General features: G+C 39.5%; 24 protein-coding genes. All 24 read right to left on the bottom strand.

Annotated elements, in window-relative coordinates; genetic code table 11:
• Positions 1–8: 8 nt before the first annotated feature.
• On the bottom strand, positions 9–371 hold the full coding sequence (rplR, locus tag Q5760_RS00760) for a 50S ribosomal protein L18 (RefSeq protein WP_428910404.1): 363 nt from the start codon (positions 369–371) through the stop codon (positions 9–11).
• A gap of 34 nt (positions 372–405) precedes the next feature.
• Positions 406–942, bottom strand: a complete 537-nt coding sequence (rplF, locus tag Q5760_RS00755) for a 50S ribosomal protein L6 (RefSeq protein ID WP_428910403.1) — start codon at positions 940–942, stop codon at positions 406–408.
• Between the two features lie 30 nt (positions 943–972).
• Complete coding sequence (gene rpsH, locus Q5760_RS00750) at positions 973–1,371, bottom strand: 30S ribosomal protein S8 (protein WP_428910402.1); 399 nt, start codon at positions 1,369–1,371, stop codon at positions 973–975.
• A gap of 29 nt (positions 1,372–1,400) precedes the next feature.
• Entirely contained in the window at positions 1,401–1,586 is a 186-nt protein-coding gene (gene rpsN / locus Q5760_RS00745; protein ID WP_428910401.1) for a 30S ribosomal protein S14, read from the bottom strand.
• 24 nt (positions 1,587–1,610) lie between these two features.
• Positions 1,611–2,150, bottom strand: a complete 540-nt coding sequence (gene rplE / locus Q5760_RS00740) for a 50S ribosomal protein L5 (RefSeq protein WP_428910400.1) — start codon at positions 2,148–2,150, stop codon at positions 1,611–1,613.
• A gap of 26 nt (positions 2,151–2,176) precedes the next feature.
• Entirely contained in the window at positions 2,177–2,488 is a 312-nt protein-coding gene (gene rplX, locus Q5760_RS00735) for a 50S ribosomal protein L24 (RefSeq protein WP_428910399.1), read from the bottom strand.
• Between the two features lie 34 nt (positions 2,489–2,522).
• Positions 2,523–2,891, bottom strand: a complete 369-nt coding sequence (gene rplN, locus Q5760_RS00730; RefSeq protein ID WP_428910398.1) for a 50S ribosomal protein L14 — start codon at positions 2,889–2,891, stop codon at positions 2,523–2,525.
• 39 nt (positions 2,892–2,930) lie between these two features.
• Positions 2,931–3,194 carry a 30S ribosomal protein S17 gene (gene rpsQ / locus Q5760_RS00725; protein WP_428910397.1) on the bottom strand — a complete coding sequence of 88 codons (264 nt, stop codon included), beginning with the start codon at positions 3,192–3,194 and terminating at the stop codon, positions 2,931–2,933.
• A gap of 18 nt (positions 3,195–3,212) precedes the next feature.
• Entirely contained in the window at positions 3,213–3,416 is a 204-nt protein-coding gene (rpmC, locus tag Q5760_RS00720) for a 50S ribosomal protein L29 (RefSeq protein ID WP_428910396.1), read from the bottom strand.
• A complete protein-coding gene (gene rplP, locus Q5760_RS00715) occupies positions 3,406–3,840 on the bottom strand; it encodes a 50S ribosomal protein L16 (protein ID WP_428910395.1) in 435 nt (144 codons plus the stop codon). The genes rpmC and rplP overlap by 11 nt, the downstream gene beginning before the upstream one ends.
• A gap of 1 nt (position 3,841) precedes the next feature.
• A complete protein-coding gene (gene rpsC, locus Q5760_RS00710) occupies positions 3,842–4,498 on the bottom strand; it encodes a 30S ribosomal protein S3 (protein WP_428910394.1) in 657 nt (218 codons plus the stop codon).
• A gap of 3 nt (positions 4,499–4,501) precedes the next feature.
• On the bottom strand, positions 4,502–4,843 hold the full coding sequence (gene rplV / locus Q5760_RS00705; RefSeq protein WP_428910393.1) for a 50S ribosomal protein L22: 342 nt from the start codon (positions 4,841–4,843) through the stop codon (positions 4,502–4,504).
• A gap of 18 nt (positions 4,844–4,861) precedes the next feature.
• The gene (rpsS, locus tag Q5760_RS00700; protein WP_428910392.1) at positions 4,862–5,140 is read right to left on the bottom strand and encodes a 30S ribosomal protein S19; all 279 of its coding nucleotides are present in this window, start codon (positions 5,138–5,140) and stop codon (positions 4,862–4,864) included.
• Positions 5,141–5,200: 60 nt separating this feature from the next.
• On the bottom strand, positions 5,201–6,031 hold the full coding sequence (gene rplB / locus Q5760_RS00695; protein ID WP_428910391.1) for a 50S ribosomal protein L2: 831 nt from the start codon (positions 6,029–6,031) through the stop codon (positions 5,201–5,203).
• Positions 6,032–6,059: 28 nt separating this feature from the next.
• Positions 6,060–6,344 (bottom strand): 50S ribosomal protein L23, encoded by a 285-nt coding sequence (rplW, locus tag Q5760_RS00690; protein WP_428910390.1) that lies wholly within the window; start codon positions 6,342–6,344, stop codon positions 6,060–6,062.
• Entirely contained in the window at positions 6,344–6,967 is a 624-nt protein-coding gene (gene rplD / locus Q5760_RS00685) for a 50S ribosomal protein L4 (protein WP_428910389.1), read from the bottom strand. The genes rplW and rplD overlap by 1 nt, the downstream gene beginning before the upstream one ends.
• A gap of 26 nt (positions 6,968–6,993) precedes the next feature.
• Positions 6,994–7,623: a 50S ribosomal protein L3 gene (rplC, locus tag Q5760_RS00680; RefSeq protein ID WP_428910388.1), complete on the bottom strand. Its 630-nt coding sequence runs from the start codon at positions 7,621–7,623 to the stop codon at positions 6,994–6,996.
• Between the two features lie 44 nt (positions 7,624–7,667).
• Positions 7,668–7,976, bottom strand: coding sequence for a 30S ribosomal protein S10 (rpsJ, locus tag Q5760_RS00675; protein WP_428910387.1), 309 nt, complete (start codon positions 7,974–7,976; stop codon positions 7,668–7,670).
• A gap of 371 nt (positions 7,977–8,347) precedes the next feature.
• Entirely contained in the window at positions 8,348–9,535 is a 1,188-nt protein-coding gene (gene tuf, locus Q5760_RS00670) for an elongation factor Tu (RefSeq protein WP_428910386.1), read from the bottom strand.
• A 119-nt stretch (positions 9,536–9,654) separates the two neighbouring features.
• Entirely contained in the window at positions 9,655–11,733 is a 2,079-nt protein-coding gene (gene fusA / locus Q5760_RS00665) for an elongation factor G (RefSeq protein ID WP_428910385.1), read from the bottom strand.
• A 59-nt stretch (positions 11,734–11,792) separates the two neighbouring features.
• Positions 11,793–12,263: a 30S ribosomal protein S7 gene (rpsG, locus tag Q5760_RS00660; protein WP_428910384.1), complete on the bottom strand. Its 471-nt coding sequence runs from the start codon at positions 12,261–12,263 to the stop codon at positions 11,793–11,795.
• A 38-nt stretch (positions 12,264–12,301) separates the two neighbouring features.
• Positions 12,302–12,724 carry a 30S ribosomal protein S12 gene (gene rpsL / locus Q5760_RS00655; RefSeq protein WP_428910383.1) on the bottom strand — a complete coding sequence of 141 codons (423 nt, stop codon included), beginning with the start codon at positions 12,722–12,724 and terminating at the stop codon, positions 12,302–12,304.
• A gap of 96 nt (positions 12,725–12,820) precedes the next feature.
• Positions 12,821–13,072 (bottom strand): 50S ribosomal protein L7ae-like protein, encoded by a 252-nt coding sequence (locus tag Q5760_RS00650; protein ID WP_428910382.1) that lies wholly within the window; start codon positions 13,070–13,072, stop codon positions 12,821–12,823.
• A 132-nt stretch (positions 13,073–13,204) separates the two neighbouring features.
• A complete protein-coding gene (rpoC, locus tag Q5760_RS00645; RefSeq protein WP_428910381.1) occupies positions 13,205–16,804 on the bottom strand; it encodes a DNA-directed RNA polymerase subunit beta' in 3,600 nt (1,199 codons plus the stop codon).
• Positions 16,805–16,900 lie beyond the last annotated feature (96 nt).

The raw sequence follows: 16,900 nt of genomic DNA, 5'->3' as shown, positions 1-16,900 counted from the left end.
TTTTTCGATTAAAATTCTAAGCCGTTCTCACGTGCAGCATCTGCTAATGCTTGAACACGTCCATGGTAGAGGTATCCTCCACGGTCAAAAACAACTTCTTTTACACCTTTTTCAACAGCGCGTTTAGCTACAAGTTCACCGACCTTAACAGCAGCATCAGCATTGCCAGTTGTATCAAGATTAATTTCTTTATCTAATGTAGAAGCACTTGCTAAAGTAACTCCGTTCACATCATCAATTAATTGTGCATAAATGTGCTTGTTTGAACGAAACACGTTTAAACGAGGACGAGCAGCGGTACCGCTAAGTTTAGTACGCACACGTGCATGTCTTTTCTTGCGGACAGCATTTTTATCAGCCTTCGTAATCATTGAGGTCACTCCTTTCGTTTAGTCTTAAGCGACATTACTTACCAGTTTTACCTTCTTTACGACGAACATATTCGCCTTCATAACGGATCCCTTTACCTTTATACGGCTCAGGAGGACGTACTTGTCGAATATTAGCTGCTAGTGCACCCACACGCTCTTTATTAATACCCTTAATAACAATTTTTGTATTAGCAGGTACTTCAACTTCAAGACCTTCTTCAGGTTCGAATTCAACAGGGTGAGAGTAACCAACGTTTAATACTAATTTTTTACCTTGTTTTTGAGCACGGTAACCGACACCGATAAGCTCTAAAGATTTTTCGAATCCCTTTGAAACACCTTCAACCATGTTCGCAAGTAGCGCACGAGTTGTTCCGTGAATGGTACGGTGTTCTTTAGAATCAGATGGACGAATCACGTTAATGATATTCTCTTCCATTTTAATTTCGATATCCGGGTTAAAAGTGTTTGAAAGTTCACCTTTAGGCCCTTTAACTGTAACGTCAGAACCGTTAATTGTTACTGTAACTCCAGCTGGAATTTCAATAGGTTTTTTTCCTACGCGAGACATTCATTGCACCTCCATTCATTTAAGACTGTATTACCAAACGTATGCTAATACTTCTCCACCAATTTTCTTTGCACGAGCTTCTTTATCAGAAAGAACTCCTTGAGAAGTAGATACTAATGCGACACCTAAACCATTTAAAACACGTGGTACTTCGTCAGCTTTCGCATAAACACGAAGTCCAGGCTTACTGATTCGTTTTAAACCAGTGATAACACGTTCGTTGCCTTGGCCGTATTTTAAGAAAATGCGGATAATCCCTTGTTTGTTGTCTTCGATATATTCAACGTCACGAACGAAACCTTCACGCTTTAAAATTTCAGCAATTTCTTTTTTAATATTAGAAGCAGGAACTTCTAATTTTTCGTGACGAACCATGTTTGCATTACGAATACGAGTAAGCAAATCTGCAATTGGATCTGTCATGACCATGTTTTTTACCTCCTTCCCAAATTGGGGTTTTACCAGCTAGCTTTTTTAACACCAGGAATTTGCCCTTTGTATGCTAATTCACGGAAACAAATTCTGCAAAGCTTAAATTTACGATATACAGAATGTGGACGACCGCAACGTTCGCAGCGTGTATATTCTTGTACCTTAAATTTAGGTCCGCGTTTTTGTTTCGCAATCATTGACTTTTTAGCCACGTTTTTGCCTCCCTTATTTAGAGATTACTTTTGGAATGGCATACCGATTTGAGTTAATAACTCACGAGCTTCTTCATCAGTATTTGCAGTCGTTACAATAACGATATCCATACCACGTACTTTACTTACTTTATCATAATCAATTTCAGGGAAGATTAATTGTTCCCTAACACCTAATGTATAGTTACCACGGCCATCAAAAGATTTTTTAGATACACCACGGAAGTCACGTACACGAGGAAGAGATATAGATACTAGTTTGTCTAGGAACTCATACATGCGCTCACCACGTAGGGTAACTTTCGCACCAATCGGCATTCCTTCACGAAGACGGAAACCAGCAATAGATTTCTTCGCACGAGTAACTAAAGGTTTTTGACCAGTAATAGTTGCTAACTCTTCAACAGCACTATCAAGTGCCTTAGCATTTTGTACTGCGTCGCCAACACCCATGTTTACAACGATTTTTTCTACTTTTGGAACTTGCATTACAGATTTATAATTAAACTTGCTCACAAGAGCAGGAGTAATTTCTTTAGTGTATTTTTCTCTTAGGCGGTTCATCGATTGTACCTCCCTTCTTTATTTAACTATTTATCTAGAACTTCACCGGATTTTTTTGCATAACGTACTTTTTTACCATCTACAACTTTTACGCCTACACGTGTTGGTTCACCAGATTTTGGATCGATAGGCATAACATTTGATACATGAATAGGTGCTTCTTGGTTGATGATTCCACCTTGTGGATTCACCTGAGACGGCTTAGAGTGTTTCTTAACGATGTTCACACCTTCTACTAGAACACGGTTCTTTTTAGGAAATGAAGCAAGAATAACACCCGTTTTGCCTTTGTCTTTACCAGAGATGACCATAACTTTATCACCTGTTTTTACATGCATCTGTTTGCACCTCCTTAAAGGCTTGATTTTTTAATTATAAAACTTCTGGAGCTAATGAAATGATTTTCATAAAGTTGCTGTCACGTAATTCACGTGCTACTGGTCCGAAGATACGAGTTCCACGAGGACTCTTATCATCACGAATGATTACACATGCATTTTCATCGAAACGAATATACGTACCATCATTACGACGTACACCAGATTTTGTGCGAACTACTACGGCTTTTACAATATCACCTTTTTTGACAACGCCACCTGGTGTTGCTTGTTTCACCGTACAAACGATAATATCACCAATGTTTGCAGTCTTACGACCTGATCCACCAAGTACTTTAATAGTAAGTACCTCACGTGCACCAGAATTGTCTGCGACCTTCAATCTTGATTCCTGTTGAATCATGAATTTTACCTCCCTTCAGGATCAATCAAACCCGGACAATTAAATAATAACTGCTTCTTCTATAACTTCTACAAGACGGAAGCGTTTTGTTGCGGATAATGGGCGAGTTTCCATGATACGTACGATATCGCCTGTTTTAGCAACATTTTGCTCATCATGAGCCTTAAATTTCTTAGAGTATTTTACGCGTTTACCTAATAAAGGGTGTTTTTTATAAGTTTCTACGATAACTGTGATTGTTTTATCCATTTTATCAGAAACAACACGACCAGTGTAAACCTTGCGTTGGTTACGCTCACTCATTTATGAACCTCCTCTTTATTATCGATTATTAACGCCGACTTCTCTTTCACGAATCACGGTTTTCATACGTGCAATTGATTTCCGTACTTCACGAATACGAGCTGTGTTTTCAAGTTGCCCTGTCGCCAATTGAAAGCGTAGATTGAAAAGCTCTTCCTTTAATGATTTAACTTTTTGTTCTATTTCAGCAGTGGTAAGGTCACGAATTTCATTAGCTTTCATTTGATTCACCACCAATTTCTTCTCGTTTTACAAACTTACACTTTATAGGTAGTTTGTGCATAGCAAGACGTAATGCTTCACGTGCAACTTCTTCAGAAACACCGGCAATTTCAAACATTACTTTTCCAGGTTTAACTACTGCTACCCATCCTTCTGGAGCCCCTTTACCGGAACCCATACGTACTTCTAGAGGTTTCGCAGTATATGGTTTGTGTGGGAAAATTTTAATCCAAACCTTACCACCACGTTTCATATAACGTGTCATTGCAATACGGGCAGCTTCAATTTGGCGGTTTGTAATCCAAGAAGCTTCAACAGCTTGTAAGCCGTATTCACCGAAAGTTACTTCAGTGCCGCCTTTCGCTTGACCGCGCATTTTACCACGATGTTGACGACGATACTTTACGCGTTTTGGCAATAACATATTATTTGCCTCCTTCCTCAGTTTTCTTCTTAGTAGGAAGGACTTCTCCTTTATAGATCCATACTTTAACGCCTAATTTACCATACGTTGTATCAGCTTCTGCCGTAGCATAGTCGATATCAGCACGTAAAGTATGAAGAGGAACAGTTCCTTCACTGTAAGATTCAGAGCGGGCGATATCAGCTCCACCTAAACGACCAGATACCATTGTTTTGATACCTTTTGCGCCAGCGCGCATCGCACGTTGAATAACTTGTTTTTGCGCACGACGGAATGATACACGATTTTCAAGTTGACGAGCAATGTTCTCAGCAACTAATTTTGCATCAATGTCAGCCCTTTTAATTTCTAAGATATTAATGTGTACACGTTTGCCCGTTAATGCGTTTAAAGCCTTACGTAGAGCTTCAACTTCAGTACCACCCTTACCGATAACCATTCCTGGTTTAGCAGTGTGGATAGTCACATTTAGACGGTTAGCAGCACGTTCGATTTCAACTTTAGATACTGAAGATTCGCTTAAACGCTTCGTGATATATTCACGTACTTTAAGGTCTTCGTGTAATAGTTCAGCATAGTCTTTACCAGCGTACCATCTAGATTCCCAATCACGGATAACTCCGATACGCAATCCGACTGGATTAACTTTTTGACCCACTAATTATCCCTCCTTCTTTTCTGTTAAAACGATTGTAATATGACTCGTACGTTTATTAATCGCACTAGCACGACCTTGTGCACGTGGGCGGAAACGTTTCATCGTTGGACCCTCGTCAACAAATACTTGAGCAACTACTAAGTTATTTACGTCCATTTCATAATTATGTTCTGCATTTGCCATAGCAGAGTTCAATAATTTTTCTACAATTGGGGAAGCAGCCTTTGGCGTATGTTTTAAAATAGCTACAGCTTCACCAACTTGCTTTCCTCGAATTAAATCTACGACTAATCGAGCTTTACGAGGAGCAATACGGACTGTTCTTGCAACAGCTTTAGCTTGCATTTGAATGCCCTCCTCTCATTAACGTCTAGTTTTCTTATCGTCATTACCATGGCCTTTATATGCACGTGTTGGAGCGAATTCTCCAAGTTTGTGACCAACCATGTCTTCAGTAACATAAACAGGTACATGTTTGCGACCATCATAGACAGCGATAGTGTGTCCAATGAATTGTGGGAAGATCGTTGAGCGACGAGACCAAGTTTTTACAACTTGTTTTCCGTCCGTTTCATTAAGTTTTTCGATCTTTGTCATTAAATGCCCATCAACAAAAGGTCCCTTTTTTAAGCTGCGACCCATAGTACAACCTCCCTTCGTGATTGGTCTACGGTCTCTTCATTGGACCGTAGTATAATCACGTTATTTTTTACGACGACGCACGATAAACTTATCGGATTTCTTGTTCTTCTTACGAGTCTTATATCCAAGAGTTGGTTTACCCCATGGTGACATTGGTGATTTACGTCCGATTGGTGTACGTCCTTCACCACCACCGTGTGGGTGATCATTAGGGTTCATTACAGAACCACGAACAGTTGGACGCTTACCTAACCAGCGAGAACGACCAGCCTTACCGATGTTTACAAGTTCATGTTGTTCGTTGCCTACTTGACCTACAGTTGCACGACATGTAGCAAGAATCATACGAACCTCACCAGAGTTTAGACGTACTAGTACGTATTTACCCTCTTTACCAAGTACTTGTGCAGATGTACCTGCGGAACGTACTAATTGTCCACCTCTACCTGGTTTTAATTCAATGTTATGGATAACTGTACCAACAGGAATGTTTACTAATGGTAGTGCATTCCCTACTTTAATATCCGCATCTGGACCAGATACTACTTCTAAACCTACTTTTAGGTTTTTTGGTGCTAAGATATATCTCTTTTCACCATCTAAATAATGAATCAACGCGATGTTTGCAGAACGATTTGGATCATATTCGATCGTAGCAACGCGTCCTGGTATGCCATCTTTGTCGCGTTTAAAATCGATAATACGATATTGACGTTTATGACCGCCAGCTTGATGACGAACAGTTATTTTACCTTGGTTATTACGGCCGGCTTTTTTGTGTAATGGAGCTAGTAATGACTTTTCTGGTTTGTCTGTTGTAAGTTCAGCAAAGTCAAGGCTAGTCATATTACGTCGACCGTTCGAGGTAGGTTTATACTTTTTAATCGCCATTTTATTCCCTCCTATTCTTGAGTAATTTTTACGCTTCGAAGATTTCGATTTCTTTGCTATCAGCAGTTAATTTAACAATAGCTTTACGACGTTTATTTGTATATCCGCCAAAACGTCCCATACGCTTGAATTTACCTTTGTAGTTCATGATGTTTACTTTTTCAACATCAACACCAAAAATTTCTTCTACTGCATCTTTAACTTGAGTTTTGTTAGCTCTTGTATCGACTTCAAAAGTATATTTCTTTTCTGCCATTAGATCAGTAGAACGTTCAGTAATAACGGGGCGCTTAATGATATCGCGTGCATCCATTATGCAAGCACCTCCTCTACTTTTTGAACTGCATCTTTAGTTATGATTAAACGATCGTGGCTAATCACATCTAATACATTGATACCGTCAGCAGTTAATACAGTTACTCCAGGAATATTACGAGCTGATAATGCTACATTTTCATCTAGGTTAGCTGTAACGATTAACGCTTTAGAATCAACAGAAAGTGCATTTAATACACCTTTAAATTCTTTTGTTTTTGGAGCTTCAAATCCTAAGCTATCTAAAACTAAGATTTTTTCATCTTGTACTTTAGATGATAACGCAGATTTGATCGCTAAGCGACGAACTTTTTTTGGTAATTTATACGCATAGCTTCTTGGTACAGGTCCGAAAACAGTACCGCCTCCACGCCATTGTGGTGATCTTGTTGAACCTTGGCGTGCACGTCCTGTTCCTTTTTGACGCCATGGTTTACGTCCGCCACCACGTACTTCAGAGCGAACTTTTGTTTTGTGAGTGCCTTGTCTTAAAGAAGCTCTTTGTGCAACAATAGCTTCAAAAAGAACATGTTGGTTAGGCTCAATTCCAAAAACAGAATCATTTAGTTCGATTTCGCTCACTTTTGATCCGGTTTGGTTATATAAGTCTACTTTCGCCATTACTAATATCCTCCTTTCTGAGCTAATTATTTCGTTTTAATCGCTGTTTTAATTTTTAATAGAGCTTTTTTAGCGCCTGGTACGTTCCCTTTTACTAAAAGTAGGTTACGTTCTGAATCAACCTTAACGACTTGAAGGTTTTGCACTGTAATTTGTTCTCCACCCATACGACCAGGTAGTTCTTTTCCTTTAAATACGCGGTTTGGAGCAACAGGTCCCATTGAACCAGGACGACGGTGGTAACGTGATCCGTGAGACATAGGTCCACGAGATTGTCCGTGACGTTTGATTGCACCTTGGAATCCTTTACCTTTAGAGATTCCTGTTACATCAATAACATCGCCTTCCGCAAAAATATCAACTTTGACTTCTTGACCAACCTCATATGCATCTAAGTCAACTCCGCGAAATTCGCGAACGAAGCGCTTAGGAGCAGTACTTGCTTTAGCAACGTGACCTTTTTCCGGTTTGTTAGATAACTTTTCGCGTTTGTCTTCAAAACCGATTTGAACAGCTTCATACCCATCAACTTCTGTTGTTTTCTTTTGTAAAACTACGTTATTAGCAACTTCAACAACAGTTACTGGGATAAGATCACCGTTTTCTGCGAATACTTGAGTCATTCCGATCTTTCTTCCTAAGATTCCTTTGGTCATTAGTCACACCTCCTATAATTTTAGATAATGATTATATTTAATAATTAAAGTTTAATTTCAATATCAACGCCAGATGGTAAATCTAAACGCATTAATGAATCAACAGTTTGTGGTGTTGGATTGATGATATCAATCAAACGCTTGTGTGTACGCATCTCAAATTGCTCACGAGAATCTTTGTACTTATGAACCGCACGAAGAACTGTATAAACAGATTTCTCAGTCGGTAAAGGGATCGGACCAGATACAGCTGCACCAGAACGTTTCGCTGTTTCAACGATCTTTTCAGAAGATTGATCAAGGACTCTGTGATCATATGCTTTAAGACGGATACGAATTTTTTGTTTTGCCATTACTTTCCCTCCTTTTCGCCTATTTTCTTAAATAGACATTCTCAGCAGAAATATCCTAACTCACTCGCCATGGCAAAGCGGCCGGGTGTGTCAGCAACCTCCTGCATCATCGCAGTCAAAGACCAACATTGTCTATTATACAAAAAACATAAAGTAATTTCAACAAAAATATTAAAATCCTTTACGCTTAAACACTTTTACTATTATAATGGCTTCCATTACATAATTCAAGTTTTTTTGGGAAATGGAGATAATTTCTTTTAAACACAAAATTTGATTCCTCAATATTTTATTATTAAATCTTAAATGAATAGATAAAAAAAGCAGATGGATCGTCACCCATCTGCTTTTTTATATTTTATAGTAAGAGATTACTCAGTGATTGTAGCAACTGATCCAGCGCCTACTGTACGGCCACCTTCACGAATTGAGAACTTAGTTCCTGCTTCAATAGCGATAGGAGAGATAAGTTCAACAGTCATTTCGATGTTATCGCCAGGCATAACCATTTCAACGCCTTCAGGAAGTTGAATGATTCCAGTTACGTCAGTTGTACGGAAGTAGAACTGAGGACGATAGTTTGAGAAGAATGGAGTATGACGTCCACCTTCTTCTTTTGATAAAACGTAAACTTGTGCTTGGAACTTAGTGTGTGGTGTAATTGAACCTGGCTTTGCTAATACTTGGCCACGTTGGATTTCTTCACGAGCAACCCCACGAAGAAGAGCACCAATGTTATCTCCAGCTTCCGCATAGTCAAGAAGCTTACGGAACATTTCAACACCTGTTACAGTAGTTGATTTTGGCTCATCAGCAAGACCGATGATTTCAATAACGTCTCCAACTTTAACTTGTCCACGCTCAACACGACCTGTAGCAACTGTTCCACGACCTGTGATTGAGAATACGTCCTCAACAGGCATCATGAATGGTTTATCAGTGTCACGAGTTGGGTTTGGAACATACTCATCAACTGCAGCCATTAATTCAAGAATCTTTTCTTCCCATTCTGCTTCGCCTTCAAGAGCTTTAAGAGCAGAACCTTTGATTACAGGAATGTCATCACCTGGGAAGTCATATTCAGAAAGAAGGTCACGAACTTCCATTTCAACTAATTCTAGTAATTCTTCGTCATCAACCATGTCACATTTGTTCATGAATACAACTAGGTAAGGTACACCTACTTGACGAGATAAAAGAATGTGCTCACGAGTTTGTGGCATTGGACCATCAGCAGCAGATACTACTAGGATACCACCGTCCATTTGCGCAGCACCAGTGATCATGTTTTTAACATAGTCAGCGTGTCCTGGGCAGTCAACGTGTGCATAGTGACGGTTTGCAGTTTCATATTCAACGTGTGAAGTATTAATTGTAATACCACGTTCTCTTTCTTCTGGTGCGTTATCGATCATGTCGTAACCTTTTGCTTCACTTCCACCTGCTTTTGCAAGAACTGTTGTGATAGCAGCTGTTAGAGTTGTTTTACCATGGTCAACGTGACCAATTGTACCAATATTTACATGGGGCTTTGAGCGATCAAATTTTTCTTTTGCCATTAGGAAAATCCTCCTTTTAGATATAAAAGTTAAGTATTTTTATATAGGTTGTGGAACGGTTTATTCCACAACCTTAAGCATACATAAGTAGTTATACTTTATATGTTAGGTAAAATCAATTATTCACCTTTATTTTTTTTGATAATTTCTTCAGAAATCGATTTTGGAACTTCTTCATAGTGATCAAAGGTCATAGTGAATACTCCGCGACCTTGAGTACTAGAACGTAATGAAGTTGCATATCCAAACATTTCTGAAAGTGGAACCATTGCTCTTACTACTTGAGCATTACCGCGTGCTTCCATACCTTCAACACGGCCACGGCGAGCTGTAATTTGACCCATGATATCTCCTAGATATTCTTCAGGAATTACAACTTCAACCTTCATGACTGGTTCAAGTATAACTGGATTACACTTTGTTGCTGCATTTTTCAATGCTAATGAAGCAGCCACTTTAAAGGCCATTTCACTTGAGTCAACATCATGGTAAGATCCATCGTATAGTTTCGCTTTAATATCAACAAGTGGGTAACCAGCAAGAACACCACGTTGTAGTGAATCTTCTAGACCTGCTTGTACAGCTGGGATATATTCACGTGGAACAACCCCACCAACAATCGCATTTTCGAATTCGAATCCTTTTCCTTCTTCGTTAGGTGAGAATTCGATCCATACGTGACCATATTGTCCGCGTCCACCAGATTGACGGGCAAACTTACCCTCAACTTGTGCAGTACCACGGAATGTTTCACGGTAAGATACTTGAGGTGCGCCAACGTTTGCTTCTACTTTAAATTCACGCTTCATACGATCAACGAGAATATCTAAGTGAAGCTCACCCATACCAGCAATAATTACTTGTCCAGTTTCCTGGTCAGTATGTGCTCTGAACGTAGGATCTTCCTCTTGTAACTTTTGAAGTGCAGTTGTCATTTTATCTTGATCAGCCTTTGATTTTGGCTCAACAGATAATTCAATAACTGGCTCTGGGAATTCCATTGATTCTAAGATAACAAGATTCTTATCATCACATAGAGTATCACCAGTAGTAGTATCTTTTAAACCTACAGCTGCTGCAATATCCCCTGCATATACTTCAGAGATTTCAGCACGGTGGTTTGCGTGCATTTGTAGAATACGACCTACGCGCTCGCGTTTCCCTTTAGAGGAGTTTTGTACATATGATCCTGATTGAAGTGTACCTGAGTACACACGGAAGAATGTTAACTTACCTACATAAGGGTCTGTCATTACTTTAAATGCTAACGCAGCGAATGGTTCTTCATCACTAGAATGACGTTCAACCACCTCATCAGAATCAGGAAGTGTTCCTTTGATTGCCGCTACGTCAGTCGGTGCTGGTAGATAATCGATTACTGCATCAATCATCAATTGTACACCTTTGTTTTTAAACGCTGATCCACAAAGTACTGGGTAGAATTCTACAGCACAAGTAGCTTTACGGATTGCCGCTTTAAGTTCCTCTACAGTGATTTCTTCACCACCAAGGTACTTTTCCATTAAGTCTTCGTCTACTTCAGCTACAGCTTCTAGTAGTTTTTCACGATGCTCTTCAGCAAGTTCACGATATTCTTCAGGGATTTCAGTGACTTCCATTTCCATACCCATATCGTCTTTATAGATGTCAGCTGTCATATCAACTAGGTCGATAATACCTGTGAATGTATCTTCCGAGCCGATTGGAAGTTGTACTGGATGAGCATTTGCTTGCAAACGATCGCGTAATGTACCTACAGAGTAAAGGAAATCTGCACCTAGTTTATCCATTTTGTTAATGAATACAATACGTGGTACACCGTAAGTTGTTGCTTGTCTCCAAACAGTTTCTGTTTGTGGTTCTACACCTGATTGTGCGTCAAGAACTGTTACAGCTCCATCTAGTACACGTAAAGAACGTTCAACTTCAACAGTGAAGTCTACGTGTCCTGGTGTATCGATAACGTTAATGCGGTGACCTTTCCATGATGCAGTTGTTGCAGCAGATGTAATGGTAATTCCGCGTTCTTGTTCTTGTTCCATCCAGTCCATTTGTGAAGCCCCTTCATGAGTTTCACCAATTTTATGGATTTTACCTGTATAGTAAAGAATACGTTCAGTAGTTGTAGTTTTACCGGCATCGATGTGAGCCATGATGCCGATATTACGAGTTTTTTCTAAGGAGAACTCTCTTGCCATTAGGTTTTTTCTCCTTCCTAATTTATAATAAATTTTTTAAGGAATATAAAGCGTATATTTTACCAACGATAGTGAGCAAATGCTTTATTTGCTTCAGCCATTTTATGTGTATCTTCACGTTTCTTAACAGATGAACCTGTGTTGTTAGCTGCATCAAGGATTTCATTTGCTAAACGTTCTTCCATTGTCTTCTCACCACGTAGACGAGAATAGTTTACTAACCAACGTAAACCAAGTGTAGTACGACGATCAGGACGCACCTCAACTGGTACTTGGTAGTTTGCACCACCTACACGGCGTGCTCTTACTTCAAGAACAGGCATAATGTTTTTTAATGCTGCATCGAATACTTCCATTGGTTCTTTGCCAGTGCGTTCGCGGATAATATCAAACGCTGAATAAAGAATAGCTTGTGATTTACCTCTTTTACCGTCGATCATCATTTTGTTGATTAGACGAGAAACAAGCTTTGAATTATAAATCGGATCTGGTAATACGTCTCTTTTTGCTACAGGACCTTTACGAGGCATTCTTTTTCCTCCTTTCAAGAAAAATTAATTTATCGAGTTTATTTCTTAGCTTCTTTTGGCTTCTTTGTACCGTATTTTGAACGACCTTGCATACGGTTGTTCACTCCAGCAGTATCTAAAGCACCACGAACGATGTGATAACGTACCCCTGGTAAGTCCTTCACACGTCCGCCACGGATTAAAACAACACTGTGTTCTTGAAGATTGTGTCCAATCCCAGGAATGTATGCTGTTACTTCAATACCGTTTGACAAACGTACACGGGCATATTTACGAAGCGCTGAGTTCGGCTTCTTCGGTGTCATTGTACCAACACGAGTACAAACACCGCGTTTTTGTGGTGATGTTAAGTTTGTTTGTGATTTTTTGAAACTATTGTACCCTTTGTTAAGTGCTGGTGATTTTGATTTTTCCGCAAGTGATTTACGTGGCTTGCGTACTAATTGGTTAATTGTAGGCATGATTTTTCCTCCCTTCACTTATTTATATGTCCACACATCCAGGTGGTTCATTTTTTTGCAATAACAAAGTCTTTGCAGACAAAATCCACAAAAACGTCATTTGTTTATTATAGCTACAACTGCTGATCCTACATTAATCCCACACGCCTTGCCTAACTTCTTCTTAGAATCGACATATGTGATCGGAATTTTATTTTCCTTAGCAATATTTGCGACTTGTGACGTTAGCCTAGGATCCGCATCCGTCGCAATCATTACTTCGTTAATATTTCCTGTTTTGATGGCTCTAACAGTCTGCTTTGTTCCTACAAAAATGCTTTTTGCCTGCAATACTTTTTCATAAGACATTCTCATATCCTCCAAAGTATTCAGTAATAAGGAGCACCTAATGAATATTATCACTTTCATTAAATGATGTCAACATTTAATCGATATTTTTTAATCCAGTACCTCTAGATCGAGGTACTGGAGCTTTTTCTATTAATCAACTGTAACTGGATCTTCTGATTCGTCTACATTGACAACAGGTTCGGCACGACGATATCGAGACATACCCGTACCTGCAGGAATCAATTTACCAATGATAACATTTTCCTTCAAACCTAGTAATTCATCACGTTTTCCTTTAATCGCAGCATCGGTAAGAACTCTAGTTGTTTCTTGGAAGGAAGCTGCTGATAAGAATGAATCTGTTTCAAGAGATGCTTTTGTAATACCTAAAAGGACAGGACGACCTGTTGCAGGTACCTTACCGTTAAGCAGCGCTTGTTCGTTGGCATCTGTAAACTGATGAATATCAAGTAGTGTACCTGGTAGTACATCCGTATCACCAGCCTCAATCACACGAATCTTACGTAACATTTGTCGTACCATCACTTCAACGTGTTTATCGCCAATTTCAACACCTTGCATACGGTAAACCTTCTGCACTTCTTTTAGTAGGTATTCTTGAACAGCCATAACATCTTTTACTTTAATCAATTCTTTAGGGTCAATGGAACCTTCTGTTAGTTCTTGACCTCTTTCAACTTGGTCATTTATCGCCACTTTTAGACGTGCTGTATATGGTGCATTATATGTGCGTGTTTCCAACTGACCCTGAATGACGATCTCATGTTGTCTGTCACGACCCTCATTAATGCCTACAACAACACCATCGATTTCAGAGATAACGGATTGACCTTTTGGATTACGTGCTTCAAAGATTTCTTGAATACGAGGTAAACCTTGGGTAATATCGTTTCCAGCAACTCCACCTGTATGGAATGTACGCATCGTTAACTGTGTACCAGGTTCTCCGATTGATTGTGCAGCAATAATACCAACTGCTTCTCCCACTTCAACCTCTTCACCAGTAGCTAAATTACGTCCATAACACTTCTTACATACACCATGACGTGTATTACATGTAAAGGCAGAGCGTATCCACGTTTGTTCAATTCCAGAATCAACAATAACCTTAGCTAAGTCCTCGGTAATTAATTGATTTTCTCCGATGATGACATCCTTCGTTTCTGGGTGCTTAATCGCCTTTCTTGTGTAACGCCCAATTAAACGTTCTTCTAACGATTCAATGATTTCTGTACCATCTTTAAGAGCACTGATTAATAAACCGCGATCTGTTCCGCAGTCGTCTTCACGAACAATTACATCTTGGGCTACATCAACAAGACGTCGAGTTAAGTAACCAGAATCGGCTGTTTTTAGTGCCGTATCTGCAAGCCCTTTACGTGCACCGTGTGTCGAGATAAAGTATTCTAGTACAGTTAACCCTTCACGGAAACTCGAGATAATTGGTAATTCGATAATACGACCAGCTGGGTTGGCCATCAAACCACGCATACCAGCTAACTGCGTAAAGTTAGATGCGTTACCACGGGCACCAGAATCGCTCATCATGAAGATTGGGTTTGTATTTTCTAAGGAATCCATTAGTTTTCCTTGGATGACATCTTTTGCAGCACTCCAAATGGAGATTACGCGATCATAACGCTCGTCCTCAGTAATTAAACCACGTCTGAACTGTTTCATCACGTTATCTACTTTTTTCTGTGCTTCTTCAATGATTTCTGTCTTTTCACCTAATACCACGATATCAGATACCCCAACAGTAATACCTGCCTTCGTTGAGTATCTAAATCCTAAATCCTTCATACGGTCAAGCATTTTGGATGTTTCTGTAATCTTATAACGCTTAAACACTTCTGCAATGATGTTTCCAAGAATCTTCTTCTTGAATGGTGCCACTAAAGGCATTTCTTTAATTGCAGCATGTACGTCCGTACCTGGGTCGACGAAATATTTCGCAGGTGTTTCAACCTCAAGGTTGTGGCTCGTAGGTTCGTTAATATATGGGAATGATTTCGGTAAGATCTCATTAAAAATTAGTTTACCTACCGTTGTAATAAGAAGTTTGCGATTGTATTCTTCCGTAAAGGTTGGATTGTTTAATGAACCGGCTCTGACAGCAACACGAGTATGCAAGTGTACATACCCATTTTGGTATGATAACAGAGCTTCATTAATATCATTAAAGATCGCACCTTCTCCAATAGCGCCTTCTTTTTCAAGAGTTAAATAATAATTACCAAGAACCATATCCTGTGAAGGTGTAACAACCGGCTTTCCATCCTTTGGATTTAGGATGTTTTGAGCAGCTAGCATTAATAGACGTGCTTCTGCTTGTGCCTCTGAAGATAGAGGAACGTGAACAGCCATTTGGTCACCATCAAAGTCCGCATTATATGCCGTACACACTAGAGGATGTAGACGAATCGCCTTTCCTTCTACAAGTGTCGGTTCAAATGCTTGAATACCCAATCTATGCAGAGTTGGAGCACGGTTAAGTAAAACTGGATGTTCTCTAATCACATCTTCTAATACATCCCATACTTCTGGTTGTACTCTTTCAATCTTACGCTTAGCAGATTTGATGTTATGCGCTAAGCCTCTTTCAACTAATTCCTTCATAACAAAAGGTTTAAATAATTCCAAGGCCATGTCTTTTGGAAGACCACATTGGTACATCTTAAGGTTAGGACCAACAACAATAACGGAACGACCAGAATAATCAACACGTTTACCTAAAAGGTTTTGACGGAAACGACCTTGTTTCCCTTTTAACATATGTGATAAAGACTTTAATGGTCTATTACCTGGTCCAGTTACAGGACGTCCACGACGACCGTTATCAATTAATGCATCAACTGCTTCTTGCAGCATCCGCTTTTCATTTTGAACAATAATGCTTGGAGCACCTAAATCAAGCAATCTCTTTAAACGATTATTACGGTTAATCACTCGACGATATAAATCGTTTAAGTCTGACGTAGCAAACCGTCCACCATCTAATTGAACCATTGGTCGAAGTTCTGGTGGAATAACTGGTAAAACATCTAAAACCATCCAAGAAGGTTCATTCCCTGATCCACGGAAGGCTTCGATTACTTCTAGACGTTTAATCGCACGAGTACGACGTTGACCTTGAGCTGATTTCAATTCTTCTTTTAACATGTCGGCTTCTTTTGTTAAGTCTATGTCTGATAGAAGTTTTTTAATCGACTCCGCACCCATTCCAGCATGGAACTTGTTGCCATACTTATCACGATATGCTCGATATTCTTTTTCAGATAAAAGTTGTTTCTTTTCAAGAGTTGTGTCACCTGGATCCGTTACAACATAAGAAGCAAAATAAATGACCTCTTCAAGTGCACGAGGAGACATATCAAGAACAAGTCCCATACGACTAGGGATGCCCTTAAAATACCAAATATGGGAGACAGGAGCAGCTAGTTCAATATGCCCCATCCGTTCACGGCGTACCTTCGCACGAGTAACTTCAACACCGCATCGATCACATACAACACCTTTATAACGAACACGTTTGTACTTACCGCAATGGCATTCCCAATCCTTCTGTGGTCCAAAAATACGTTCACAGAATAAGCCATCTTTTTCCGGTTTTAATGTACGGTAATTAATCGTTTCTGGCTTTTTTACCTCACCATATGACCAAGAACGAATCTTATCTGGTGAAGCCAAGCCAATCTTCATAAACTCAAAATTATTTACATCTATCAAGGGGCCTACCTCCCTTTTCATCTTCGGGTTTTTCCCATATTGCTAATTCTACAAACCACTCATGGAAATCCCCTCCTAAACAGTAAATATTTATAG

Source organism: Niallia sp. Kr1, from assembly GCF_050389805.1.
Classification (GTDB): domain Bacteria; phylum Bacillota; class Bacilli; order Bacillales; family Cytobacillaceae; genus Bacillus_BD.
Note: the sequence above shows the minus strand (reverse complement) of the source record. Positions and strands in the feature narration are given on the sequence as shown.

Bases quoted from the DNA above. Each gene is read 5' to 3' on its own strand.
- rpsJ (WP_428910387.1), bottom strand. From the start codon at position 7,976: ATGGCAAAACAAAAAATTCGTATCCGTCTTAAAGCATATGATCACAGA.
- rplR (WP_428910404.1), bottom strand. From the start codon at position 371: ATGATTACGAAGGCTGATAAAAATGCTGTCCGCAAGAAAAGACATGCA.
- rplD (WP_428910389.1), bottom strand. From the start codon at position 6,967: ATGGCGAAAGTAGACTTATATAACCAAACCGGATCAAAAGTGAGCGAA.
- Q5760_RS00650 (WP_428910382.1), bottom strand. From the start codon at position 13,072: ATGTCTTATGAAAAAGTATTGCAGGCAAAAAGCATTTTTGTAGGAACA.
- rplE (WP_428910400.1), bottom strand. From the start codon at position 2,150: ATGAACCGCCTAAGAGAAAAATACACTAAAGAAATTACTCCTGCTCTT.
- rplX (WP_428910399.1), bottom strand. From the start codon at position 2,488: ATGCATGTAAAAACAGGTGATAAAGTTATGGTCATCTCTGGTAAAGAC.
- rplF (WP_428910403.1), bottom strand. From the start codon at position 942: ATGTCTCGCGTAGGAAAAAAACCTATTGAAATTCCAGCTGGAGTTACA.
- rplV (WP_428910393.1), bottom strand. From the start codon at position 4,843: ATGCAAGCTAAAGCTGTTGCAAGAACAGTCCGTATTGCTCCTCGTAAA.
- rpmC (WP_428910396.1), bottom strand. From the start codon at position 3,416: ATGAAAGCTAATGAAATTCGTGACCTTACCACTGCTGAAATAGAACAA.
- rpsS (WP_428910392.1), bottom strand. From the start codon at position 5,140: ATGGGTCGCAGCTTAAAAAAGGGACCTTTTGTTGATGGGCATTTAATG.
- rplP (WP_428910395.1), bottom strand. From the start codon at position 3,840: ATGTTATTGCCAAAACGCGTAAAGTATCGTCGTCAACATCGTGGTAAA.
- rpsG (WP_428910384.1), bottom strand. From the start codon at position 12,263: ATGCCTCGTAAAGGTCCTGTAGCAAAAAGAGACGTATTACCAGATCCG.
- fusA (WP_428910385.1), bottom strand. From the start codon at position 11,733: ATGGCAAGAGAGTTCTCCTTAGAAAAAACTCGTAATATCGGCATCATG.
- rpsL (WP_428910383.1), bottom strand. From the start codon at position 12,724: ATGCCTACAATTAACCAATTAGTACGCAAGCCACGTAAATCACTTGCG.
- rplN (WP_428910398.1), bottom strand. From the start codon at position 2,891: ATGATTCAACAGGAATCAAGATTGAAGGTCGCAGACAATTCTGGTGCA.
- tuf (WP_428910386.1), bottom strand. From the start codon at position 9,535: ATGGCAAAAGAAAAATTTGATCGCTCAAAGCCCCATGTAAATATTGGT.
- rplC (WP_428910388.1), bottom strand. From the start codon at position 7,623: ATGACCAAAGGAATCTTAGGAAGAAAGATCGGAATGACTCAAGTATTC.
- rplB (WP_428910391.1), bottom strand. From the start codon at position 6,031: ATGGCGATTAAAAAGTATAAACCTACCTCGAACGGTCGACGTAATATG.
- rpsQ (WP_428910397.1), bottom strand. From the start codon at position 3,194: ATGAGTGAGCGTAACCAACGCAAGGTTTACACTGGTCGTGTTGTTTCT.
- rplW (WP_428910390.1), bottom strand. From the start codon at position 6,344: ATGGATGCACGCGATATCATTAAGCGCCCCGTTATTACTGAACGTTCT.
- rpsH (WP_428910402.1), bottom strand. From the start codon at position 1,371: ATGGTCATGACAGATCCAATTGCAGATTTGCTTACTCGTATTCGTAAT.